Below are 23139 nucleotides of genomic sequence, written 5' to 3'. Positions count from 1 at the left end.
ATGCGCACGACGCCAACCCGCCTTCCCGACGAGCTGCTCGCCCCCGCGTGCGCGACGTTAGGGGCGGGCGCGCCGGAACAAGCGCTGACGAATCCAGCGTTGCGCGCCGCCGTTCAAGCGGCCGTGCGCGCACAGCTTCACCCGAACCCGAAGGCGCGCCGCGCGGCGCCGCGTCCTCGACAACACGCCGCCGCGCAGCCCGCGCTCGGATTCGACGGAGCCGTCGATATCAAGCGACGCGCCGCCAATGACCTTGATGAGGAGTAAGCCGCTGTGGCCACGCTCGAACAAATTTTGCAGGTAGTCGTTGATCACCCCGGATACATCGCCGCAGAGATCGCGGACGAGCTGGAAAAGCTCGGTCAACCCGTCAATGCAGACGAGATCGGTCCGCGCCTCAAAACCTATGTCGATGCGGGAAAGGTCAAGCGCGAGAAAAAGACCGCGCCGAGCGGCCGTGAGGTTTGGGCCTACTTCCCGATGCAGTCGCTCGTCGACGTGAGTGACGGCACGAAACGCATTGTCACGCATCAACGCGGTCGTCGCACTCTGAACCAATTGCCAGGCACCGACACGGCGTCATCGGTCGAGCGCACATGCGATTTCGGTTTTTTCTCGAATGGCCACGTCACGATCGTCAAGGGCAACAAGGAGATCAAGCTCGATCGCGAGGAAACGTCGCGACTGCTCGAGTTCCTCGATTCGATCAACGTCGAGCGCGCCATCGGCGCATAGCCGGTTTCTCGATTTTCAGATGGTCCCACGCTGGCTATCCCCCGTAGCCGTGTGTCTTTTGGCGGGCGCCCGGTCCGGCGCCCCGCTTTTTCCCGTGAGGATGACATGGAACAACTTCAACAAGCCGTCGCAAATTCGTTCGCGAAGATCGTCGAATCCGGCGCGATCGAGCAGGCCATCGATATCCAACTGAGCAAGACGGTCAAGACGGTGATCGACGAAGAACTTCGCGCCTACGGCTCATTCGGCGAACAGCTGAAGGAGCACGTCAAAAAAGCCCTCGAAGTGAATTTCGACAATCTCGGGCTGCCGGGCTACAACGACCTCATCCTAAAAATAGTTCGCCAACAGGTGGACGCGCATGCGAACAATGCGATTGCCGCGCAGATCGAGGCACAGCTTGGCAGGCTGCTCGAGCCCGCACCGGCGCAGATCACGTTGAGCGAGCTCGTGAAGTCCTTCATTGAAAGCAATGTCGAGGAATATGAATGTTCATGCGCACACGGGCCCTCGCGGATCACATTGCAAATCGAGCCGACGCAATACGGAAGCAGATGGGTGCGGCTCGACAAAGAACCGGGAAAGGACAAATACGAATGCGCCATTTCGTTCCTGGTCACCGTCGACAACGGCCGCATCTCGGCGCTGCGTATCGGTCGCCAGGAAGTCGCGAAAACCTTGTTTGTCGGCCTATATGGCTTCGAGCGGAAGCTATTCCAAATGTACGCGGCCGGGACGAGGCTCGTCGTCGACGCCGAGGAGTACGACATCAATACCAGCTATCCCGATAGCGGCGATTGATGCGCGCCGCGCGGCCGCGGCGCCCCGACGCCCCTACCCCTTGGCAGATCCTCGTTGACCTGCAGAGCAACAGCCTGGACCTGCGCACCGCCTACCGATTGATTCGAGCTCAAACCCGCGCCGCCGAACATCGCGGCCGACGTCTCTCAAAGAGGAAGCCGAAATGAAAGTCATCTATGTCTTCAACGATTCGCGGCCGAGTGACCGCGACTACCCCGTCATAGCAATCGCCGATGACGGCACGGCATGCGGTATCGCTCGCTTCGATGACTGGACGCTCCCGTACGCGCCCTTTGCGATGTGCTGCATTCACGAATGCGATGCGGTCGGCGGAAACGCAGCGCAGATCGCCTGGGTTCGCGAGAAGGCTCATGCCGATTTCGATCAACGCTTCGGTGAGGCGCAATGGACTGCGGTCTGGCTCGATCACCCGCGCGACGATCCTGGTGTAGTCGATGCGCTGCGCATTTTTCACGAGGAACATGATCGCGAGGAAGCGGCGGCCTGCGCTGTCGCGAAATCGGTGCTCGGCTGGCTACCGGGCGCAGCCGAGATCGATCTGTCGCCGGTCGTTGACGCCCGGCATACGACGCATTGATTGGCATACGGCTTTCGGCCGCCGCCCATGCCGCGATGCCACGTCCGATGTCGTCATTGCATGACACGCCGTTGCCTGAAGCGTTTGCCGAGCCAATACATTCGGCTTCCTGCATGCGATGTCTGTGGGCGACGCAACTACCGCGTCGATCGATATATGAATCGACGCGACACCGGCAAAGCGCGTTGCGATTGCGCCGGCTATTGGTTTCCACATCGCCGCGGCTCGCTCTTTTGCTGGTGGCGCGCCGATGGATCGCCGCGATATCCAGGCGATCCTGATTTCGCCGATCGCAATTGCGAAGAAGCGATCGCCTGATTGCACGAGTAACTAAGGACCATATATGTCGTTATTCAAATCGCTTTACCCCCTCGCCCAAAACACTTCGCTGACGATCCTTATCGTCGCCGAAGGTGAGCAACTGCGAGTGAACGTCATGCCGAGGTCGAAAGACGAAAAGGCAGAAAAGACGCTCTACCCGCTCTCGCTGCTCGCGCGGCCCGAGGAACTCGATCGAGATTTCGCCGAAGCGCTGGAAATCTATGCGCCAGGATCGCAATCCGTGCTCGAACAGGCGCGCGCCGCCAGCGCTGCGAATGGTTCGAGCAATCCGCCTGCACTTCCTGCCCCGTCGGGGACGCCTGCCAAAGGGAAGCGTGGGCCTAAGCCGAAAGCAACGGCGCTCCCGCCGGCACAGGCCGCGGCCGCCGACGCGGCGCCGGTGAAGAGCGAAGGCAATGCAGACGAGCGGCCTGCAGCAGACCCGCGGCAAAGCGGCCTTCCCGGCCTCGAAGCCGAACCGGCGGCGGCCATGCCCGACTCGCAGGACATGCGGGAAGCCGACAACTCAGAGGCGCCGTCCGAAGCGGACGACAGCGGCATCGATCTCCTTTAAGGATCGCTATGAAAACCGAAACCCTCATCCGCGAATTTCGTTACAACGGCGCGAAGCTCGCCGATCCATCGCCGACGTTCAGCCTGCAGCAGGTTCGCGATTTCTATGGCAACACGTACCCGGAGATCGTGAACGCCGAGATCGAGGGGCCCGAGGTTGCAGGGAACCGCAACGTCTATACGTTCCGCCGCGCCGTGGGAACGAAAGGCTGAAACGCGCCATGACGCTCGATGAACTGCGTGACGCTCTCGAACGAGACCAATTGGGAACCTCTTCTGCCCAATTGGTCGACGCGAGCGCGATCCGCTCGAAACTGGCGCGGCAGTTGCGTGAAGTCGCGACCTCGCACCAGCGCGGCCTGCGGCTGCGATTACCCCAGAACATGATGCCGGTGCTTCCATGAGCTTTAACCCGATCACCTTGCCGTCGCTCGCCGAGATCCCGGCGCGCTATGTCATCCAGAGCCGGGAATCGTTCACGAGACCGCTCGCGAAAGCGCTGCTCGACAACGGCCTTATCGAAGCCGGCGATATTGTTCGGGTGCCGACATCCGAAGGCGCGCTGTGCGCTGACGTGCTTTCGCGGTATTGGGCGGAAATCACGCGCGATCTGTCGATGTTCGACTGGCAACTGAGGATTGGTCAGAACCAATACAGCCGAAGCTGGAATGGCGACCTCTCGACGGAGGACGGAAAGGCATTTGTATTCATCCATACGACGGGCGGTCCTGTCAGCTGCGGCACGATCTCCATCGGGGGCGCGATGAAGTACCTCGAAGGCCTACAGCGCGGCTTCGGGCAGACGATTCTCTCGGCACTCTATGATGTCCTGGGTATGCTCCCGCTGGTATGCACGACGCGAGACACGATCGGGATCGGCCAGCACGTGTATTGGCAAGGATACGGCAACGAGAAGGACGCCATCGAGGAGCTGACTGCCTGTTACGACTGCACAGAGAAGGAATTACTCGATCAGCACGAGTTCGTCAGCCGCAAGGAGATGTTCGGCCCCATGCCGCAATGGGCGGCACATCCGAAACGTCGGCTGCCCCGCCGCATGATCGATCGCGTCTCCGGCTACGACCATTTCGCAAACACGGTCGTACAGGCAATGGACGAACTGTGGACCGTACTGACATTCTGCGGCCCCTTTCCGGAGCTTTCATCGCCCGATCTCTATGCTGACCTGCTTGACTTCACGCTCATCGTGCGGTGGGATGAACACGATTCGACCGGACGAATTATCGATGACTACATGCATTTTGCATGCGAGGGCGACTATATCGAAGCCGCCTCGGTAAGCACGCTCGACCTTTCGGACCTCTCCATTTCCAAATGGCTCCAAGGCATCCTCGCGACAGCAAAGCTCGCCCGCGCCGCTGAGCGCGTGCTGGATCTGCTCGGCTCGAATGAATATGAAGAACAGCGTAGTCTCGTGAGGGTATTCGCATGAGCCGCGTCGAAATCCTTTGCGCAGATGACACTGAGCTGGTGCTCGACGCCGCGCTGCTCCTCTATCTCGCGCAGAACACCGGCGATGTGTATGTGACGCAGCATGGCGCGCGAATCGTCGACGGCCGACCGGTGCTGCTGCCCGGCGTCCCTTTAACGCTCGACGGGCTCGCGGATTTCGCTGATTTGGCGGCGCAACGCACCAGTTTCCGCGGATTCATCCACGAGCGCGCCGTCTACCTCGGACCCAATACCCTCGCATGGTGGGCGCCGGCGTCCAAGCGCCGGATTTGGTTCAAATGCGACGGCAAGATCGGCGAACGCTCGGGCGAGTGCAATCACCCGCCGCTTCTTTTCATCGTCAAAAAGAAACATTGGTCGGTATTCGCGCTGCGCGCGAACGAGCGCCCGGCCGCGAACACGAAGCTGTATGTCGCGCCCTATCTCAACGTCTGGAAATCCGGCGAGATCTGCGTCGGCAACGTAGAGCTGCCCGACGCTATCGGCGGTGACGCGATTGATCCCTACGAGAACGCATTTTTCCGAAGCCGTTTCACACACACGAATCACGACCGACTTATCCACAGGCGGGGTGGCGCCGTTCAACTGTGGCTTGATCTTCTCGGCGGCGCCGAATTCCCCCTTAACTGCCTGATCGACGCGAAGCTAACGCTCGCGACGGCGATCGGCAAAACTTCCAATGAGGACTGACATGGAAAAGCTGCTCGCTGAATTTCAGGAAGCGACCAAAGCCGGCATGCAAGGCATCGCGGCGGCTCTCGAGAGATTCGCCGCCGGCGCAGTCGACGAAATACGCAATGCGAAGCCACGCGCGATTGCCGCGAATCCGGCCGATGAAAAGCTGCAGCTGGATGAGGCGCTCTTCGACAGCGCGCCTCTCTTGGCCGTGCCGAAGCACGCGGCGTTCGAGCCCTTGAAAGAGATTGGTCACCGTTTCCTCGCAACGGCAGAGGGAATTTTCGTGGAGGTTCGGCGTCCGTGGCTGCACGTGATCCAGCTGCTGAGCAAGTTGCCCGAAAATGCGCCGCGTCCGCCATACGGGCTGATCATGCCGAAGATTGAACTCACCTTCGGCCGACTCGGCGTCGCGATCCCGATCATCCAGGCCTTCGCGGAGGAAGCCCGCGTCGCGGCACCGGATGAACACGCGGCATGGATCGTTTGGAATTCGGAGGCACAGAAGCTCGAATATAAGCCGCTGAAGATCATGAACGCCTCGCCGGGCGCCATCTCGTTCGAGCGCCCGGAGTTGCCGCCGCATCAATCGCTTGCGATCGATCTGCACAGCCATGGCCGCGGCGAAGCATTCTTTAGCGCGACCGACGACAAGGACGACGCTGGCGAGGTCAAGATCGCCGGCGTTCTCGGCGGCCTCGGTGCCGACGACAAGCCGAGCGTTTCGTTCCGCCTGTGCGTTCTCGGTCTGACCATCCCACTGAAGGTGCCCGTCGAGGCGATCTTCAAGGCCGCGGAGCCCGCGTAAATGCACATTACGCCCGCTCACTTCCTGGAGCATCGCGTCGATGTCGCGCTCATCGGTTGCGGCGGTAATGGTTCGCAAATGCTCACCGGGCTCGCGCGCCTCAATCATGCGCTCACCGCGCTTGGCCACCCGGGCCTGCGCGTCACTGCGTTCGACGGGGATACCGTGAGCGACGCGAATATTGGCCGCCAAATGTTCAGCCCGGCCGACGTCGGGCAATTTAAAAGCATCGTGCTCGTGCATAGGCTCAATGCGTTTTTTGGGCTCGACTGGGTTGCTCGACCCATTTATGCGAGTACCTCCGAGCTGATTCACGTCGGGCCCGGGATCACGATCATGTGCGTCGACAGCGCGAAAGCGCGTGCAAAGCTCGCCACCGCGTTATCGCGCACATCGACATATCTGATGGATCTCGGCAACCGCGCTAGCGACGGGCAGGTGGTGTTCGGAACCGCAGGCACCACCGAAGGCACGGGCGCGCGCCTTCGGTGGCCATATGAGGTGCTGCCGGAGCTTATCGATACCACGCGGCCCGAGGACGACACGCCGAGTTGCGGTCTCGCCGAGGCGCTCGAGCGGCAGGAATTGTTCATCAATCAGGCGATCGTGACGCCCGCGCTCGGGATCCTATGGGAGTTCTTTCGACACGGGCGGCTGACTTGGCACGGCGCGTTCGTCAACCTAAAGACCGGTCACGTAAGGCCTCTTCTCGTTCCAACGGAGCGTCAGCAATGATCGATATCACCAAAGTCGCTCGCGATGCGGGCCTTACCGTCGTCCTGGACGGCAAGATCGGGACCCAGGAATACCAGAGCGTCAGCGGGAGCCTCGCTGCCCTTCAGCGCTTCGCCGATGGCTATTACAAGCCGACCGGCGATGCGGCGAAGACCGTCGAGAAGTTGCTCAATCGTGCGGCTCTCCAGTTCGAGGATGAAGACGCAGCGATCATGCGCGAAGCTGCTCGGATGCTGCAGCGCGATCACTATGTTCATCTGGCTCACGCCGCCCGCGCCAGCGCATCTACACCTCCGACCCGATATTTCGTATACGACAACGATGGCGGCTACGAGGAGTTCGCCACCGATGCCGAGCGCGCCGCTCATCATCATGACGCGATTCAAACCTACCTCGACGACGGCTGGAGCGAGGAAGTTAAAAGCGTCGTTTCGGGCACCGTCACTCATAAAACGGTGCAGACGAATCTCGAGCAGCAGCCGGCGCGGTGCCAAGAACACGCCGACGCGGACGGCGAGCACTGCGAGGCATGCGATGCATGGAACGAATGGCCCGATCATTCGTTTGACACCACCTGCAGCTACGAGGCCGAGCCTATTGCATCGGGCGACGCTGCGGCCGCGCCCTTCCCCGACGAGCTCACGCCCGAGCTGCGCGAAGTACTCGGTTGGCCGAATTTCAAATGCGGCCCGGTGGCGCACGTTATGGTCGCCGCCGGCGCCGTCATCAAGCCTAAAGCCGAGGACGAGCAGGCCGTCGTTCTTCATTGGCTCGTAAAGCTCGTGCTCAAGCACGGCGCCGACTGGTGGACTATCGGCCGCGACGAACTGAGGGAGATGCAGCAACGAATCAAGCAAGCAGCTGCAGGAGGCGATCATGCAACAGCCGAATGAAGCCAGCGCGAAGCCATTTGTCAGCCTCGAAGGTCTTCGCGCGAAGCTGCTCGCGCCGCGCGATATCGTCCGGGACGAACAGGGCTGGCTGAGCCATCCGGAGTTGCCGGTATGTGACGAAGGAACTGAGATTGACAAGTTCCTGGATGCATTCGGTATCGAAACCTCGTTCGTTTCGATGGAATACGACCTGCCGGCTCTTCACGATCGCTGGTGCGACGCACAGCTCGACGATTGCTCCGAATGGATCCCCACAGCGCCCGCCGGCAGCGGTTGGATGTTGTTCGATATTTACGATACCGAAGACGGTCCCTATGCGATGTTCGGGCGTGATCGATATGCAGCTGAGCAGGAAATTAAGAAACAGCGCACGCGCAATCTCCGCGTAGCAGTTGATCGCGCCAGGGCCGAGCTGGCAGAGGACGCGCTTTGTCGCATGCGGGGCATGTCGCCGCCAAGTCCTACTCCGAAGGAAGCGACGCGATCGCAGGATATAGCGTGCGTGGCGGAGGGATGGAAGATCGTGCCGGTCGAGCCGCCCGACGAGATGCGAATCCCAAGCTACCGGCTCAGCGTTAATTGGCCGACCAGACAGCAGATTTACCGGGACATGATCGCCGCCGCCCCACAGCCGCCGCAACCCAGCGCGAGCGTGCCCGAGGACGCTGGATGGCAAGCGTTGCGACATGCCGTCGAGCGCCTGCAATCGACTGGCAGCTATAGCGACGACGAAGGCGAGTCGACGAATGCGCTCTCCGACCTGCTCTACAGTCAATCTCGCACTGTCGCTTGGGCAGTAGCGCGCTGGAATGCCGAGGTCAGCGAGCGCCCCCTTGTCAATGTCCATCGCAGAACCTTGGACGACACGTGGCGTCAGGTGATTCGGCACTTTGGCGGTGATCCGAAAGAACTGATCGGGCCGAGTCATGATGAATTGCTCGCCGCTGCCCCCGCTGCGCCGGCTGCAGCGCCGAGCGAGGACGCGTATATCGCGCAACGCATGACGGAAACGCTTGCCGAGGTCTATGCGACCATCATCGGCGAAGACATGCGGCAGGAAGATGAGTCGCTGAACGCCATCGAGCGCGTAAAGAAGGCTGCGCAAGTGCTGCGCCTTGAAGTTGATCTATATCGTGCGCAGCGAGCCGAATCGGCAGGCCAGCCCGGTCCGCACGCGGCGATTACCGAGCTTCGCAACATCGCCAACGCGAAGCGCTTCGACAAAGCCTACTTTGACGATGATGAGTCGTTCGCGGATTGGGCGCAAAGCCGCGCGCGCCATGCCCTCGCCGCCAGCACGGCAGCCACCGGCACTGATTGGCGCTATCGCCTGATCGGTGAGCTCGGTTGCCCCGAGGACCTGAGCGACGAGGCAATCATTGAACGCGTTGGCGAACTCGTCCAACACAAGAAAGCTGCTGGGGCGCTGGCGACGGTCCGGGCGTCGCTTATTCACGCGCTTCACGTGCCGCCGCGAGGCGATGGGGAGCCCACCGCTCGTCTGGTTTACGGCGAGGACAGGTTTGAAATCGGCTATACCTTGATGCACTGGCTATGCGGCATCCTAGCGATGGGAGCCGTCGGTAGCGGCGTCGATCTTCGAATCCTGCAGAACGCCCGAGCGGCGTTCGATTTCGTCGACGCCGCGATGTGCTGGGACGCGAATCCCCCCGAACAGGAGGGAGAACATGCCGATACATTGCGCCGTATTGGCTATGACCTGTTGCGGCCGCGTTTCAAGCTTCCATGGCCCGAAGTGACGAAATACGAAGAAGGCCATACGCCGAAGCCTTTTAGCGCGGGCCCCGCAGCGTCACAGGCGGCTGAGCCGAACGTACCCGCACAAGACGCGTTGCCCTTGCGAGATGCGACCAGGACCGATGAGCAGCAGGGTCTCTATCGAAAATACGACGTGCGCCGGCTCGATGGGAGCGACGCGCCCGGAAGAAAGCACGCCGATTGCGAGCACTTCGTGTTGGATATGACGCACGACCCTTACGCGGCCGCAGCGCTTCGGACCTATGCGCAGCTTTGCTTCAAGACCCATCCGTTCCTGGCCGTTGAGCTCGATGAGCGCTATAGCCTCCGAGATGTGGCGCTCGACCCGGGGTTATGCGCGCTCAGAGTCCTAACCTACAAGCATCAACCATCTGACAATGTCGTCGCGTGGCGCTTGGGCGAAGCGTGTCGCAACGCCGCCGAGGCGCGTGCCGGCGACTATATCGATCTCGGCCTGCAGCTGCTCAAAGAGCTGCAGGAAAAGGGCTACGGCGTCGTCCAGGTTGAATGCATCGATTCCAAAGCGCCCAAGGCCGATAGATGACACCGAAGATGCTTGCGGGCCTCGACATCTTCAACTCGATGTTCGAAGTCGCCCTGATGGTCCCCTTCTTATTCGGGCTGCGGACCCTGTATCGCGTCAAGGACTCGCGCGCATTAAACGATCTTGAACAATGGCCCTATATGCTGCATTGCCTATACACCGTGTTCTTCTTCGGCGTCCTCGGGCGCTGGTGGTCGGCGGCGTCTCTATTCGGCTGGGCCTGCATGTTCTTGATCAAGATTCGCATGATCCGGCATTACCGGAATTTCACCGTACCCGCGGAAACCGCCAGCGCGGCACCGTGTGTATCCGATTGAGCAGTCGCTGTTCCTCTTACTGGAGAAAACATGCAGCAAATTAAATTGCCTCCGCTCGCCGAAGGCGAGATCTACCTCGGCGGCTTCGTTGATGCAAACGGCGACGTCGAGCATACCGTGATCGTCGATGTCGTCAATGACGGTGCCAGCTGGCAGCAGCAAATGGATGCGGCAAAGGCCCGCGACTGCGATCTGGCCAACGCGATCGAATATGCCGTGATTCGCCTCAAACATCCCAAGGTTGTCCGTGAGGACAAGACTTACTGGATGAACGAGACGGTCGACTGGGATTCCGCCTTCGCGCGGTGTCAGAACTTCCTCACCGGTTTCCAGATCATCATCCTCAAGAGCGCGTCGCTCTGCGCCGTGGTCGTCCGCAGATTCAAAAATTAATTCATTCGGTCATTCGTTTAGCTGATCGAATCACCAACCATATTTGGAGTCATCCATGACCGCAGTAACCTTGGAACAGATCGAGGCGAAGCAGCAAACTCTCAGCGCTGATCACGCGCACATGAGCGAACTGATAGAACAATTCAAGGCGCAATCGAGGGCCACTGAATTCCGCCTCGACTCCGTCACAATTCCCATGGCGCCCAGCGAGCGCTGCGCCGGCCCGGTGCTCGCCGACGACGGTTCATTGAGCCATTACCTAATCCTGATGTCCGTCAGCCACGAGGATATGAACTGGCAGGCGGCTGGCGAACACGCAGAGAAACTCGGCGGCAAGCGCCCGGATGCCCAGGAAGGAAGTCTGTTGCGTGCCAACCTCCGCCATATGCTCAAGGACAGCGGAGCCTTCTGGCTCGACGAGGAATACCCGGACGACTCCGCCTACGCGCTGTGTCAGTTCTTCTTCTACGGCTTCCAGAGCGACGACCGCAAGAGCGCGTCGCTCTGCGCCGTGGTCGTCCGCAGATTCATTCCTTCGGTTATTTAATCATTAAGTAAGCCATGGCTCTCCACACCGAGCTCGACATTTACAAGACGGGTTACGACCTCTTTACCCGTGTAACGAAGATCGTCGAGAACATGAAGCGGCCGTTCAAGCACCTCATCGGCGAGGAAATCGTCCGCGAAACGGCCAAGCTGCTGATCTTGGTCTATCGTGCGAACATCGCTGATGACAAGGCGCCACACCTCTCGGTGTTGATCGAGAAGGTGAAGCTGGTCGAGCTGTTCCTGCGCCTATCTTTGGATGATGAGAAGATCTCGCCGCGACAGTACTACGGCACGATCTTGCTCACGCAGAGCATCGGCAAGCAGGCCTCCGGGTGGAGAAAGTCATCATCCGTCAAGCGCCCGTCGCATGGAGGTCAAGGCCGCCATGACTGAGCGCCGTTTCAATCTGGTCGTGCCGCTGGCTCACGAGGCCACCGCCATGCGCAATGAGGATACCGACCGCCAGCGTGCGGCGCGGTCCAGCGCAGTTTCTCGGCTGAGCGATCGGCCGGGCGACGTAGATAGCACGATGGTTCCGCCTACGCGCGGTATCAGAACTTCAACAACGGCAACCAGAACAACAACCACAAGAGCGCGTCGCTCTGCGCCGTGGTCGTCCGCAGATCGAAACGAAGAGCAGGATGGATTCTCAGGCGCCGAACTCGTCACGGCCTACCATGACTGCCGGCGCACGAAGCGCAATACGGTGAGTGCACTCGCGTTCGAGGTGGATCTCGAACGCAACCTGATGCGATTGCATGAAGAGCTGGCCAGTGGCGCTTACAGGCCGGGACCGTCGCGATGCTTCGTCATCACGCGACCGAAGCCGCGCGAAGTTTGGGCCGCCGGCTTCCCCGATCGCGTCGTGCAGCACATGGTCTACAACCGGATCGGTGCGCGATTCGAGCGCACGTTCATCGCAGATTCGTGCGCGTGCATCAAGGGCCGCGGGACGCTGTATGCCGCGCAGCGCCTCGAATCGAAGGTTAGATCGATTACGCAAAATTGGTCGCGGCCGGCTTTTTACTTGAAATGCGACCTGGCGAACTTCTTCGTCAGCATCAAGAAGCCTCTTCTGCTCGAGCTCTTCCTCGAGAAGATCGACGAGCCGTTTTGGCGATGGCTGACCGAGATCGTGCTGATGCACGACCCACGCGGCGATTTCACATATCTCGGCGACCCTGGGCTCATGGCTCTCGTGCCGCCGCACAAGCGGTTGCTCGAGCAGCCGGCGAGCCTTGGTCTCCCGATCGGCAACTTGATCAGCCAGTTCGGCGCGAATGTCTTGCTGAACGTTCTCGACCAGTTCGTGAAGCACGAACTGCTGGTTCGCCATTACATCCGCTATGTCGACGACTTTCTCTTCCTCGACGAATCTCCGCGACGCCTGAACGAGATTTTGGCCGAGGTGACGGCATTCCTGCCACGGCACCTCGGCGTGCACCTGAATCCTCGCAAAACCATCCTGCAGCCTATCGAGCGTGGCATCGACTTCGTTGGACAAGTCATCAAGCCATGGCACCGCTCGACTCGGAAACGAACACGCAACGACGCGCTGCGACGCGTTCGTGAGACGGAACCCGCAGATCTCATGCAGGTTGCGAACTCCTATTTCGGACTGATGCGACAGGCGTCAGCCAGTCATAACGATCGAGCTCGGCTTGCGAATGTGATTCGCTCACTCGGCCGATCGGTTGATTTCAACCTCACCAAGACCTTCCGAGGTAAGGCATGAAGACATGCGACGTCAAGGCGGCGCTCCGCGCCCGGTTCTGCGGTCCGGAATGGGCCATGTTTTTCGAAGTGGCTGACGCTACTGGCGCGCGTCAACGACGATGGGCCGATGCCATCGCCATTAATCTCTTCCCCTCTCGCGGGCTCGAGATCCACGGTTTCGAGATCAAAGTGAGCCGATCTGACTGGCTACGCGAGCTGAAAAACCCGGAGAAGTCGGCGCCCGTGCAGCAGTACTGTGATCGATGGTGGATCGTCGCACCCGCCGCCACGATCGCGCCGGGTGAATTGCCACCAACCTGGGGACACTTCGAGGCGCAAGCAGCGGGGAAGATCCGACAAATCGTCGCCGCGCCGAAGCTGACGTCGAAGCCAGTGACTCGTGAGTTCGTCGCCGCGATGCTCCGGCGCGCGAGCGAGCTCGACGCCGGCGAAGTTGGCGCCGCAGTCGCGGCCGAAGTCACGCGTCAGCGCGAGGGCGATGAGTCCCGCATCAACCGAGAGATCGAATTCCGCACGCGGCACTACGCTGAGCTGAAAAAATCCGTCGAGGAAATCGAGGGCATCACCGGCGTGAAGATCAATTCATGGAACGACGAGCACATCGGTCGCGCCGTTCGGGCCGTCATGCAGCTCGGCGTTTGTCAGACATACGGCGGTGTCAAGGATCTTCGCGCGCATGCCGAAAGACTTCTCAAAAACTGCGACGAAGCGCTCGAGATCTTCGCCGCCGCACCCGAGGTCGCCAAACCGTGAAAGCCCTTTCCATCCGCCAGCCATGGGCGTGGCTGATAGTGCGGCCAGATCTCGCCGGAGCGGCACGCGCCGCTGCGATCGCCGCCGGCGAGTTGAAGGACATCGAAAACCGCACCTGGCCGACCCGATTCCACGGGCGCGTACTGATTCACGCCGGCAAAGGAATGACGCGTGACGAATACGACGAAGCGCACGCCACGGCACTTCACATCGCGCCGCAGATCGTCTTTCCCGCGCGCGATCGCCTCGAGCGCGGCGGCATCGTCGGCGCAGCTACGATCGACGACTGCATGCCTCCGGGTGCGCATTCGTCGCCCTGGCACATGGGGAGCCAGTTTGGCTTCCATATCGTCAACGCGCGGCCGCTCCCTTTCGTCGAATGCAAGGGAATGCTCGGTTTCTTTAACGTCCCGGCGGAGGTGGCCACGCAACTTCGTCAAATGCACGAACTCGGAGCGATCGCATGAGCACACGCACCCTCATCGAGATCAATCACGATTTCCTGCATGAACTGCAAGACGTTCCCGAGCTGCTCGCGATCATCGTGAGCGAGCTCGGCACATCGATGCATTGCCGGCCACTAAACGAGGCGAACGAGCGCGGACGTACGCTAGACATCGGACATGGTTTGCGGATCGTCCTGCAATACCACCACACGACCGATGTGGCTGTCACGACGAAGTTCGCCGCGGTAAAGCTGTGAGGTCGCCATGGTACGCTTCGTGACCATCAAAAAGTTCTGCGAGCTGACCGGCCTATCGGCCGCCGCCGTCTATACGCGGAAGTGCAAAGGTGTCTGGCCGGAGGGCAGCGTCTGGAAGTACGAGCCAGGCACCAAGAAAATCCTCATGGATCTTGAGGCATACGACTTATGGGTAGAAAAGGGACCGGAGTCACGGCCATCTCGGACTCCAGCTACGAAATCGCCTTCACCTACAAGGGCGTCCGGTGCCGCGAGAGGGTCAAGGCCCGCCCTTGTGCTGCCAATACTAAAGACCTGACCAAGTTCCGGCAGCGCTTGCTCGCTGAAATTGAGATTGGGACGTTCGATTATGCGACGACATTTCCGAACTCCAAGAACCTTGCGCGCTTCGCCGGGCAGCCCGGCGACGTGCAGCTCGTCGGCGATTACCTCGAGCGCTGGCTCGACGTCAAAAAGACGCAGATCGCCGCGAGCACCTATCGGGATTACTACGGCATCGTCTTTCGTCTGCTGATTCCGCGTTTCGGTAAGCTGCGGCTGTCAGAGCTCAAGCGGCCGCACTTCAAGGAATGGCTCGCCTCGATCGACGACGGCCGCAAGGACAAGTCCAACAATCCGGTGCGCGTGACGAACAAGCGTCTGGCCAATATCCAGAGCTGCGCCCGCTCGGCGCTGCAGGACGCCGTCGACGACGAGCTGCTCGAGGCAAATCCGCTCGCCGGCTTTACCTTCGAGCGCAACGAGGCACCTCGCGAAGAGGATCATGCCGACCCGTTCGACGCATCCGAGCAGGCCGCGATCATCCGGAAGGCGCGTGCGCCTCAGCTTGCGAATCTCTTTCAATTCCTGTTTTGGACGGGGTTGCGCACTAGCGAGGTCATCGCCCTGAATTGGGACGACGTCGACTGGCACCACGGCACGATACGCGTGCGCAAAGCCATGACGCGGGCCTCCAAGGGCACGACGGAGGATACGAAGACGATCGCGGGCCGACGTGACGTCAAGCTGCTCGCGCCGGCGCTCGCAGCGCTAAATGCCCAAAAGGCACATACGCTCCTGCAGCCGGACGGCGCGATATTCCATAACCCGGGGTGGCGGGGGCGCGGCGGCGGCCGCTGGAAGGGCGACAATCAGATCTGGAAGGTGTGGGGAACGACGCTCAAGAACGCGAAGGTGCGCTACCGCAATCCGTACCAGACGCGGCACACGTACGCGTCCATGATGCTCTCGGCGGGCGAAAGTGAGATGTGGGTAGCCAAGCAGATGGGGCATGCCAGCACGGCGCCGATCCGGCGCAACTATGGGCGCTGGATGCCTACGGCGGACCCTCATGCGGGCGAGCGCGCCGTCGCGCGCTTCGCCGAAGGATTTGACAGCAATTTGCCAGCATCGGATGCCGGAGCCGCTTAAATCCTAGGTTTTGTGCGGGTTCGAGTCCCGCTCCTCGCACCATCTTTTTCATTTGTTCCGCAAGACACATCTCCGGTAACGGGCCGCCAAACGCAGCCCCTTGCCGGCCGTGTGCCGTTCTCGCCCGCTGCGGTCCGCAAACCCAAGGACAGTATCGAAGCCTCCGGTGCCCCGCCATGTCGCCGCACCCCGCGTTCGCATTTTTTAATTGGTTGCGCACACAACCAGTTTGAACTATGCTGCATTGAACCTGAACCCGTGTGCGACGATCGCCGATGTGCGACGATCGCGCCTAGGAGACGATCATGAACGACACCGAACGCGCGCTGCGCATTCAATTGGCGGGCACCTATCGCATCTTCGCCATGCTCGGCTGGACCGAGCTGATCTACAACCACATCACGCTGCGCGTCCCGGGTCCGGACACGCACTTCCTCATCAATCCTTTCGGGCTTCACTACACTGAAGTCACCGCCTCGAATCTCGTCAAGATCGATCTCGACGGCAACGCCGTCGATGCGTCCGCTCACCGCGTGAACCCTGCCGGATACGTCGTACACGCCGCGATCCATCGTGCCCTGCCCGACGCCCACTGCGTGATGCACACGCATACGACGGCGGGGCTCGCCGTCGCCTGTTCGGAACACGGTCTGGAGAACTCGAACTTCTACTCGGCACAGCTCGACGGCATGGTCGCCTATCACGACTTCGAAGGCATCACCGTGCGGGCCGACGAAGGGCCGAGGCTCGTCGCCAATCTCGGCGAGAAGCGGCTCCTGATTTTGCGCAACCACGGTTTGCTTTCCGTCGGCGTGACGGTCGCGCAGGCATTCGCTCGTCTTTGGACATTGAATCGCGCCTGCGAGGTCCAAGTCGCTACCGCCGCGCTCGGCCGCGCGCGCCCCATCGCACCGGAGATCGCCGCGCGCTGCACTCGCGATTCGCTGCAGTTCGATCCGTCCTACGGCGCCGGTCAAGACGTCCTCGACGCCCTGCTGCGTCAAGTCGACAAAATCGATCCGTCATACAAGGAGTAGCGGCATGAACGTCGAAGATCAGGGTAACGCTCGGGCGATGCGTACCGCCGTCGTCGGTGCCGGGGCGATCGGCTCGCTGCTGGCCGCCGCGCTCTCTCGCGCCGGCCACCACGTGTCGGTGCTAGCGCGCGGCAATACGCTCGCCGCGATCCGGACTCACGGGATCCGCATCCTCGCGGGCGATGCACCGGCCGATATCGTGCAGGTGCAGGCCAGCGACGACGCGGCAACCCTCGGCGAGCAAGACATCGTCGTGATCGCGCTCAAAGCGCAAGCGCTGCCCTCGCTCGCCGAATCGCTGCGTCCGATGATCGGACCCGGCACGCTCGTCGTCAGCGCCATGAACGGATTGCCTTGGTGGTTTCTGCAAGGCCTGCCGGGACAAGCGGACAACGCACGCCTCGAAGCCGTCGATCCGGGCGGCCGCGTATCCGCCGTCCTGCCCGCCGAGCGTTCGATCGGCTGTGTCGTCCATCTGTCGTCCTCGACCGTCGAGCCCGGCGTCGTAAAACGCGGACGCGGCAATCGTCTCATCGTCGGCGCTGCTCACGCGCAATACACCGATGCGGCGCGCGCGTTCGCTCATGCGCTGACGCAAGGCGGCTTCGATGCCGCCGCAGCCGATCATATCCGCGCCGACATTTGGGCCAAGCTCTGGGGCAACATGAACATGAATCCGCTCAGTGCGCTCACGGGCTCGACGGCCGATCGCCTGCTCGACGATCCGTTCACACATGCGCTCGCCTTGCGGATGATGGAAGAAGCCGACGCGGTCGGACAGCGTCTCGGTCTTTCGACGGGCATGTCGCCACCGCAACGGATGGCCGTCACGCGCGAACTCGGTGCGTTCAAGACGTCGATGCTGCAAGACTTCGAAGCGGGACGCCCGCTCGAAATCGATCCTATCCTCGGCGTGTTTCCCGAACTCGGTCGCAGGGTCGGCGTGCCCACGCCGTTCTGCGATGCCATGCTCGGTCTATTGCGTCAGCGCGCGGCAAACAGCGGGCTTTGAATGTCGAAGGCCCGGCTCGGCGCCCGGCCTCGGGAGCCGGCTGGCCCGCCCTCGCTACGTATCGAACGTATCGAATTGCTCATACGCGTCGCGCCCTGCCCGCACGAGATCGCGCCAAACGGTAGAGGGGCTGGCGTGCCCCATCGCTCGGCGTTCGAGCAGCCGGTCGCAAAGCATGGATAGGCGGCGGCACGCCGCAATGGCGTCGCTGTTGGCATGCGCTTGAGCATGGGCTTGCAGCGCGGCATTGGCATCGCGCGCCGCCAGCGCGAGCGCATGCCAATGCCCCTCTTCGATCTGCAGACCATGTGCGCCGAGTTGCGCCGCGGCGCCTGACACCAGATACAGCGCATTGAATGCGGCGCGCGCCTGAGCGGCCGAAATAGCGTTCCGATCAGCCCCGGTCGATTGCATGGACGAAGTCGCGAGATGCATGTGATGCATGGAAGTGAGGCGGAGACGAATCGAGCGGTGTCACCAATCAGTCACGAACATCCACCCGACGAATACCACTGCCGCGCAAACGAAGGCCCAGCGTACGGCGGCCGGCATCGCCGACTCCGTTTGAGGGGACACGCGCAAACGTTGGCGCAATCGCGCGAAAGCGAAAGCCGCCGGCGTCGCTCCCAAGGATTACGGCGTCTGGCCCTCTTACTTTAGATGCGCGTAAACCCTAAATTTGACCGGATTGAGGCTGGGGTCGTCGCCGGCCGGCATCGTCAGATCGAGCACGAGCACGTCGGCCGGCGCGGCCAAGTGCGCGTAGCCGGGAGCCTGGATGCCGCGTGCTAGACTCCCGCGCTATGTCGACATGGCGCCGCTTTCTCCTCGTCATTCTCCTCGCGCTGAGCCTGCCGGCCCAAGCGTTCGCGGCTGCGTCGACGATGCTCGGCTTGCCGCACCACGGCAATGGCGATGCGGCCTTCTGCTTGCACACGCACGCACACGCGCGTTACGCAAGCATCGCGATGCAAGCGGAGCACGACCGTCCGACGGCCCATCCCGGCGGGTGCTCACACGCGGGTGCCCATAGCGCTCACCCCTGCTCGACTTGCTTCACCTGCTCATCCTGCTGCTTCGGCGCAGCACTTCCCACTGCCGTGCAGAGCGTGCGCTCGATCGACGCCGCGCGGCTCACACGCTTTCCCCCGTTATCCGCCGCGGACGCCTCGTTTCTGACAGGCGGCATCGAACGCCCGCCTCGTCTCTCCCACCTCTGATTCGGCTGCCGCGGCTTGCCTGCCGCGGCAATCCCATGCTCGCGGCCGACATCGCGCCGCCGAGTTCGACATGACTCGCGATACGAGATACGCGAGGCACGAAACACGAGACACAAGAGACGGAAAGGTCAACGACATGCTCACACGTCGCACATTTTTGGGCGGCTCGGGCGCCGCTTTGCTCGGCGCCGCCCTCGTCAGCAAGGCCGGTGCCGCCTTGCTTCCCGACGCGCCCAGTACAGCGAGCGCAACAACCGCCGCGCCGCTCGCGCCGCCGAACGGCCAGCCCTATAACCCGGTCGTCACGCTCAACGGCTGGACCTTGCCGTGGCGAATGAAGAACGGCTGGAAGGAATTTCATCTGATCGCCGAGCCCGTCGTGCGCGAGATCGCCCCAGGCATGCACGCGAATCTCTGGGGCTACAACGGCCAAGCACCGGGGCCGACGATAGAGGCGGTCGAGGGCGACCTCGTCCGGATCTTCGTGACGAACAAGCTGCCTGAGCACACGACCGTGCACTGGCACGGCATGCCCGTGCCGTGCGGCATGGACGGCGTGGGCGGCCTTACGCAGCCGCACATCCCGCCGGGCAAGACATTCGTCTACGAATTCCGCCTCGAGCGTGCCGGCACGTTCATGTACCACCCGCACTCGGACGAGATGGTGCAAATGGCAATGGGCATGATGGGGCTGTTCATCGTGCATCCGCGCGACCCGCAGGCGATGCGCGTCGATCGCGATTTCGTCTTTCTGATGTCGGCCTATGCCATCGATCCCGGCACATACGCACCGCGCGTCGATGAAATGACCGACTTCAACACGTGGGCGTGGAACGCACGTGTCTTCCCCGGCATCGACCCGCTGCCGGTGCGAGCCGGCGACCGCGTACGCATCCGCTTCGGCAACTTGACGATGACGAATCATCCGATTCATCTGCACGGCTATCGCTTCGAGGTGGCCGGCACCGACGGAGGCTGGGTGCCGTCGTCGGCACGGTGGCCCGAGGTCACGGTCGATGTCGGGGTCGGCCAGATGCGCGCGATCGAATTCATCGCCGACCGGCCCGGCGATTGGGCGTTTCATTGCCATAAGTCGCATCACACGATGAATGCAATGGATCATCGCAAGCCGGCTGCGTCCGGCGTCTCTGAAAGCGATCGCGCCAAGCCCAAGCACGAAGACAGGGCGATGGGCGGAATGGGCGGAATGGGCAACATGGAAGGCATGGAAGGCATGGAGGGCATGAAGGGGATGCCCGACATGGGGGGCATGCCGGGCATGGAAGACTCGACGGGCGGCATGTCCATGCCCTTGCCCGAGAACACGCTGCCGATGATGACGGGAACGGGCCCCTTCGGCCCGCTTGAAATGGGCGGTATGTTCAGCGTCGTGAAGGTCCGCGAGAATTTGGCGCGCGACGACTATCGCGACCCGGGGTGGTACGCGCATCCCGAAGGCACGGTCGCCCGTGAATATACGGTGACGCCCGAGCACGCCTGATTCGACAAGCGGCGAACCGCGCCGGCTCAGCGCGCGACCGACCCGCCGAGGATGGAACTCGGATCGACGCGTTCGCAAGAAATCGTCGTACCGGCGGTACCGTCGACGAGCCGTTCGACATCGGCCAACGCGCCGATCGCGGCGCGCCGTCCGGTGCGCTCGGCAAAGCGCGATGCGGCGTGAAGCTTCGGGGCCATGGCGCCGGCTGAAAGCGCGAATTCGCGCACGGCGCTCGGATGCCCATGGCGCAGCAGCTTGGAATTGGCCGTGCCGCAATCGAGAATGACGCCGGCCATATCGGTAGCGATCACGAACAGGTCGGCGTCGATCGTCTCCGCGATGAGCGCGGCGCCGCCATAGGGATCGATGAAGGCTTGAACGCCTTGCAGCGCGCCGTCGGCAGCCGCCACGACGGGCATGCCGCCGCCGCTGCACATGACCACGGTGCCTTGCTCGATCAGGCGGTGCAGCGGCTGCGTTTGCAGCAGGCGCTTCGGCCGCGGATTCGGCACGACGCGCCGATAGCCGATACCGTCGTGAGTCAGGCTCCAGTGCTTTGCATGCGCCGCGGCGAGCGCGCGTTCGTCCACGATGAACGCGCCGATCGCCTTGTCGGGATGCTCGAACGCGGGGTCGGCCCGATCGACCTCGACCATCGTGAGCAGCGTTGCGCACGGGCGTGCGCTCGTCAGGCAATTGCGCAGCTCGAGTTCGAAACGGCAACCGACGCCGACATTGGTTTCGGCATCGAACACGTCGCGTTCGATCTCTCCGTTATGGAAAGGCGCGCGATCCCGCGACGCGGGAACCGCCGATCTATGGTGTCCGTTGTGATGCTCGTTGTCGTGGACGATGACAAGATCGTTACCGTCGGCAACGCGAGCCAACTGCGCGGCCGCGGCCCTAACGTGGTGTGCTTCGTCTTCGGAACAGCCCTTCTCGCCGCGCCTGTGCAGCGCGCTCTCGGCCAAAGCGATCACGATGCGCATCTGTCCGTCCCTCCTGCTCGCCGTTACGTTGCCCGCGTACCCGCCGCGCCCTCGACTGTCGGCTCGTCGCCCATCGACAACGATCCACAGATATAAAGCAACTCGATGCGCGCGACTGCGTCCTGGGGCACATCCGGAGGAAATTGACGTGCGTCATGTCCGACGAAACGGCTATCCGGCGACCGGCATGAGCTTGGCGAGAAACCAGTCGCAGGCGAGACGCGCGGCATGATCGAGTGTGCCGGGCTCCTCGAACAGATGCGTTGCGTCCGCAACGATCATGATTCTGTGCTCGCATTGCAGCTGGCTGGCGGCGAGCTGATTCAAATGGACGACATCCTCGTCGAGTTCGCCGACGATGAGCAGCGTCGGCGCTTCGACGTGGGGGAGCGCGTCGCCCGCGAGATCGGCGCGCCCGCCGCGCGAAACGACGGCGCCGACATCGTCAGGCAGCACTGACGCGGCAATAAGGGCTGCCGCCGCGCCCGTGCTCGCACCGAACAGGCCGACCGGCAGCGATTCGGTGTCGGGCGATGCGTAGATCCAGTCGAGCGCAGTCTCCAACCGGTTCGCGAGCAGGGGGATGTCGAACCGGTACTCGGCCGATACAAGGTCGACTTGATGTTCTTGCTCGGTCAACAGGTCGAACAAAAGCGTGGCGAGACCGGCTTCGTGAAGCACATCGGCGACTTGCCGGTTGCGCGGGCTCGCGCGGCCGCTGCCGCTGCCGTGCGCGAACACGACGATGGCGTGCGCATCGGCGGGGATCGTCAATATGCCTTTGAGCCGGACGTCATCGGCCGGGATGTCGACTTCTTGCGTTTGCATGGAGACTCCGAAAGAAACGCTCGATGTGCGACCGATGGACGCGTAGCGCTCGGGTTCAGGATTCTTACGTCAGAAAACCCGCCGAATGATATGCAATCGGGAAACTAGTTTCAAGGGTGGGGACCCGGCAAGGCCGCGGCGAAGTTCGTTGCGCGCGCATCCACTCGTAGTTGAATGAGCGAGTGCCGACGATTCGCAACCTAACCGGGTCAGAACGCGCTTCGATAGGAGAACAAGCTCCAAAACCCGTCCGTCATGACGAACAGGACAAACCGCGCATCGGTTTATGAAGGCAAATACCGCGAGAGATTCAACGTCGATGCATGCCGCCGCCCATACCGCCGCCCCATCCCCCACGCCACCCATGGCTCATCCCGGCGGGCCTCATCCCTCCAGCGGAGTGAAAGCCGCCCTCGTGATGGAAATGGTGAAAGTGATGGAAACGGTCGACGAACACAAACGACCCGCCGATGAGGACCGGAGCGCCCCAATACCACGGGTAGTAATCGTAGGCGTACGGGTACCCGGCCCAATCGTCATACGTGCCGACGAGCACCCAATTGCCGTCCGACTGCAGGCATGCGCGGCCGTTAACGGGCTGAACCGCACCGTCGATCTCGACTTGCGTCGTGACGTCGCGGCACGTCGACATGTCGATGGTTGAACCTGGAGAAGTTTGTGCCGCGGCGCAAGCGGTGGAGGCAGCAAGCACCACCCCTACCGCACACGCCGGCGCGCGACGAAAAATCGTGTGC

General features: G+C 62.0%; 29 protein-coding genes and 2 pseudogenes. 26 read left to right on the top strand and 5 right to left on the bottom strand.

Features of this window, described 5'->3' with window-relative positions; all coding sequences use genetic code 11:
- From DWV00_RS08650 to DWV00_RS08530, 24 genes are all read left to right on the top strand, one after another.
- Positions 1 to 267: a hypothetical protein gene (locus DWV00_RS08650; protein ID WP_115533162.1), complete on the top strand. Its 267-nt coding sequence runs from the start codon at positions 1 to 3 to the stop codon at positions 265 to 267.
- 6 nt (positions 268 to 273) lie between these two features.
- Positions 274 to 735, top strand: a complete 462-nt coding sequence (locus DWV00_RS08645) for a hypothetical protein (RefSeq protein ID WP_115533161.1) — start codon at positions 274 to 276, stop codon at positions 733 to 735.
- Positions 736 to 840: 105 nt separating this feature from the next.
- Positions 841 to 1536, top strand: coding sequence for a hypothetical protein (locus DWV00_RS08640; RefSeq protein WP_115533160.1), 696 nt, complete (start codon positions 841 to 843; stop codon positions 1534 to 1536).
- A 163-nt stretch (positions 1537 to 1699) separates the two neighbouring features.
- The gene (locus DWV00_RS08635) at positions 1700 to 2134 is read left to right on the top strand and encodes a hypothetical protein (RefSeq protein ID WP_115533159.1); all 435 of its coding nucleotides are present in this window, start codon (positions 1700 to 1702) and stop codon (positions 2132 to 2134) included.
- Between the two features lie 343 nt (positions 2135 to 2477).
- On the top strand, positions 2478 to 3029 hold the full coding sequence (locus tag DWV00_RS08625; RefSeq protein ID WP_115533157.1) for a PRTRC system protein E: 552 nt from the start codon (positions 2478 to 2480) through the stop codon (positions 3027 to 3029).
- Positions 3030 to 3037: 8 nt separating this feature from the next.
- Positions 3038 to 3241 (top strand): PRTRC system protein C, encoded by a 204-nt coding sequence (locus DWV00_RS08620; protein ID WP_115533156.1) that lies wholly within the window; start codon positions 3038 to 3040, stop codon positions 3239 to 3241.
- An 8-nt stretch (positions 3242 to 3249) separates the two neighbouring features.
- Complete coding sequence (locus DWV00_RS08615) at positions 3250 to 3432, top strand: hypothetical protein (RefSeq protein ID WP_115533155.1); 183 nt, start codon at positions 3250 to 3252, stop codon at positions 3430 to 3432.
- On the top strand, positions 3429 to 4481 hold the full coding sequence (locus tag DWV00_RS08610; protein ID WP_115533154.1) for a PRTRC system protein F: 1053 nt from the start codon (positions 3429 to 3431) through the stop codon (positions 4479 to 4481). Before DWV00_RS08615 ends, DWV00_RS08610 begins: the two co-directional genes overlap by 4 nt.
- On the top strand, positions 4478 to 5191 hold the full coding sequence (locus DWV00_RS08605; protein WP_115533153.1) for a PRTRC system protein B: 714 nt from the start codon (positions 4478 to 4480) through the stop codon (positions 5189 to 5191). The genes DWV00_RS08610 and DWV00_RS08605 overlap by 4 nt, the downstream gene beginning before the upstream one ends.
- Before the next feature lies 1 nt (position 5192).
- Positions 5193 to 5984: a PRTRC system protein A gene (locus DWV00_RS08600; protein ID WP_115533152.1), complete on the top strand. Its 792-nt coding sequence runs from the start codon at positions 5193 to 5195 to the stop codon at positions 5982 to 5984.
- On the top strand, positions 5985 to 6719 hold the full coding sequence (locus DWV00_RS08595) for a PRTRC system ThiF family protein (protein WP_115533151.1): 735 nt from the start codon (positions 5985 to 5987) through the stop codon (positions 6717 to 6719).
- Entirely contained in the window at positions 6644 to 7612 is a 969-nt protein-coding gene (locus DWV00_RS08590; protein WP_147297854.1) for a hypothetical protein, read from the top strand. Before DWV00_RS08595 ends, DWV00_RS08590 begins: the two co-directional genes overlap by 76 nt.
- Positions 7596 to 9935: a hypothetical protein gene (locus DWV00_RS08585; RefSeq protein WP_115533149.1), complete on the top strand. Its 2340-nt coding sequence runs from the start codon at positions 7596 to 7598 to the stop codon at positions 9933 to 9935. The genes DWV00_RS08590 and DWV00_RS08585 overlap by 17 nt, the downstream gene beginning before the upstream one ends.
- The gene (locus tag DWV00_RS08580; protein WP_115533148.1) at positions 9932 to 10252 is read left to right on the top strand and encodes a hypothetical protein; all 321 of its coding nucleotides are present in this window, start codon (positions 9932 to 9934) and stop codon (positions 10250 to 10252) included. The genes DWV00_RS08585 and DWV00_RS08580 overlap by 4 nt, the downstream gene beginning before the upstream one ends.
- Before the next feature lie 30 nt (positions 10253 to 10282).
- Positions 10283 to 10645, top strand: coding sequence for a DUF1566 domain-containing protein (locus DWV00_RS08575; RefSeq protein WP_115533147.1), 363 nt, complete (start codon positions 10283 to 10285; stop codon positions 10643 to 10645).
- A gap of 55 nt (positions 10646 to 10700) precedes the next feature.
- Entirely contained in the window at positions 10701 to 11192 is a 492-nt protein-coding gene (locus tag DWV00_RS08570) for a DUF1566 domain-containing protein (RefSeq protein WP_115533146.1), read from the top strand.
- Positions 11193 to 11206: 14 nt separating this feature from the next.
- Complete coding sequence (locus tag DWV00_RS08565; RefSeq protein ID WP_115533145.1) at positions 11207 to 11587, top strand: four helix bundle protein; 381 nt, start codon at positions 11207 to 11209, stop codon at positions 11585 to 11587.
- Entirely contained in the window at positions 11562 to 12929 is a 1368-nt protein-coding gene (locus DWV00_RS08560; RefSeq protein WP_342766967.1) for an RNA-directed DNA polymerase, read from the top strand. Before DWV00_RS08565 ends, DWV00_RS08560 begins: the two co-directional genes overlap by 26 nt.
- Entirely contained in the window at positions 12926 to 13684 is a 759-nt protein-coding gene (locus DWV00_RS08555) for a hypothetical protein (RefSeq protein ID WP_115533143.1), read from the top strand. The genes DWV00_RS08560 and DWV00_RS08555 overlap by 4 nt, the downstream gene beginning before the upstream one ends.
- Positions 13681 to 14151, top strand: a complete 471-nt coding sequence (locus DWV00_RS08550; RefSeq protein WP_115533142.1) for an ASCH domain-containing protein — start codon at positions 13681 to 13683, stop codon at positions 14149 to 14151. The genes DWV00_RS08555 and DWV00_RS08550 overlap by 4 nt, the downstream gene beginning before the upstream one ends.
- Positions 14148 to 14387, top strand: coding sequence for a hypothetical protein (locus DWV00_RS08545; protein ID WP_115533141.1), 240 nt, complete (start codon positions 14148 to 14150; stop codon positions 14385 to 14387). Before DWV00_RS08550 ends, DWV00_RS08545 begins: the two co-directional genes overlap by 4 nt.
- A 168-nt stretch (positions 14388 to 14555) precedes the next feature.
- Positions 14556 to 15797 (top strand): Arm DNA-binding domain-containing protein, encoded by a 1242-nt coding sequence (locus DWV00_RS08540; RefSeq protein ID WP_115533140.1) that lies wholly within the window; start codon positions 14556 to 14558, stop codon positions 15795 to 15797.
- A 305-nt stretch (positions 15798 to 16102) separates the two neighbouring features.
- A complete protein-coding gene (locus DWV00_RS08535; RefSeq protein ID WP_115533139.1) occupies positions 16103 to 16834 on the top strand; it encodes a class II aldolase/adducin family protein in 732 nt (243 codons plus the stop codon).
- A gap of 4 nt (positions 16835 to 16838) precedes the next feature.
- Positions 16839 to 17846, top strand: a complete 1008-nt coding sequence (locus tag DWV00_RS08530) for a 2-dehydropantoate 2-reductase (RefSeq protein WP_245964788.1) — start codon at positions 16839 to 16841, stop codon at positions 17844 to 17846.
- A 54-nt stretch (positions 17847 to 17900) separates the two neighbouring features.
- Here the strand turns inward: DWV00_RS08530 and DWV00_RS08525 are convergent, their stop codons facing one another.
- On the bottom strand, positions 17901 to 18260 hold the full coding sequence (locus tag DWV00_RS08525) for a hypothetical protein (RefSeq protein WP_147297853.1): 360 nt from the start codon (positions 18258 to 18260) through the stop codon (positions 17901 to 17903).
- Positions 18261 to 18882: 622 nt separating this feature from the next.
- The gene (locus DWV00_RS33945; RefSeq protein ID WP_181885391.1) at positions 18883 to 19035 is read right to left on the bottom strand and encodes a hypothetical protein; all 153 of its coding nucleotides are present in this window, start codon (positions 19033 to 19035) and stop codon (positions 18883 to 18885) included.
- Between the two features lie 167 nt (positions 19036 to 19202).
- On the opposite strand from DWV00_RS33945, the pseudogene DWV00_RS08515 reads away from it, so the two are divergent.
- A pseudogene (locus tag DWV00_RS08515) lies at positions 19203 to 20235 on the top strand (multicopper oxidase family protein); the annotation flags it as partial.
- Positions 20236 to 20360: 125 nt separating this feature from the next.
- Positions 20361 to 20567, top strand: a pseudogene (locus tag DWV00_RS35060) (copper oxidase); the annotation flags it as partial.
- Positions 20568 to 20593: 26 nt separating this feature from the next.
- On the opposite strand, the gene DWV00_RS08510 reads toward DWV00_RS35060, so the two are convergent.
- From DWV00_RS08510 to DWV00_RS08500, 3 genes are all read right to left on the bottom strand, one after another.
- Positions 20594 to 21556, bottom strand: coding sequence for an amino acid kinase family protein (locus DWV00_RS08510; protein WP_115533135.1), 963 nt, complete (start codon positions 21554 to 21556; stop codon positions 20594 to 20596).
- A gap of 171 nt (positions 21557 to 21727) precedes the next feature.
- Positions 21728 to 22384, bottom strand: a complete 657-nt coding sequence (locus DWV00_RS08505) for a dienelactone hydrolase family protein (RefSeq protein WP_115533134.1) — start codon at positions 22382 to 22384, stop codon at positions 21728 to 21730.
- Between the two features lie 310 nt (positions 22385 to 22694).
- The gene (locus DWV00_RS08500) at positions 22695 to 23036 is read right to left on the bottom strand and encodes a hypothetical protein (RefSeq protein WP_115533133.1); all 342 of its coding nucleotides are present in this window, start codon (positions 23034 to 23036) and stop codon (positions 22695 to 22697) included.
- Positions 23037 to 23139: the final 103 nt, after the last annotated feature.

It is taken from the genome of Trinickia dinghuensis (assembly GCF_003367175.1).
In the GTDB taxonomy this organism is placed as follows: Bacteria; Pseudomonadota; Gammaproteobacteria; order Burkholderiales; family Burkholderiaceae; genus Trinickia; species Trinickia dinghuensis.
This window is presented reverse-complemented; position numbering and strand designations above follow the sequence as displayed.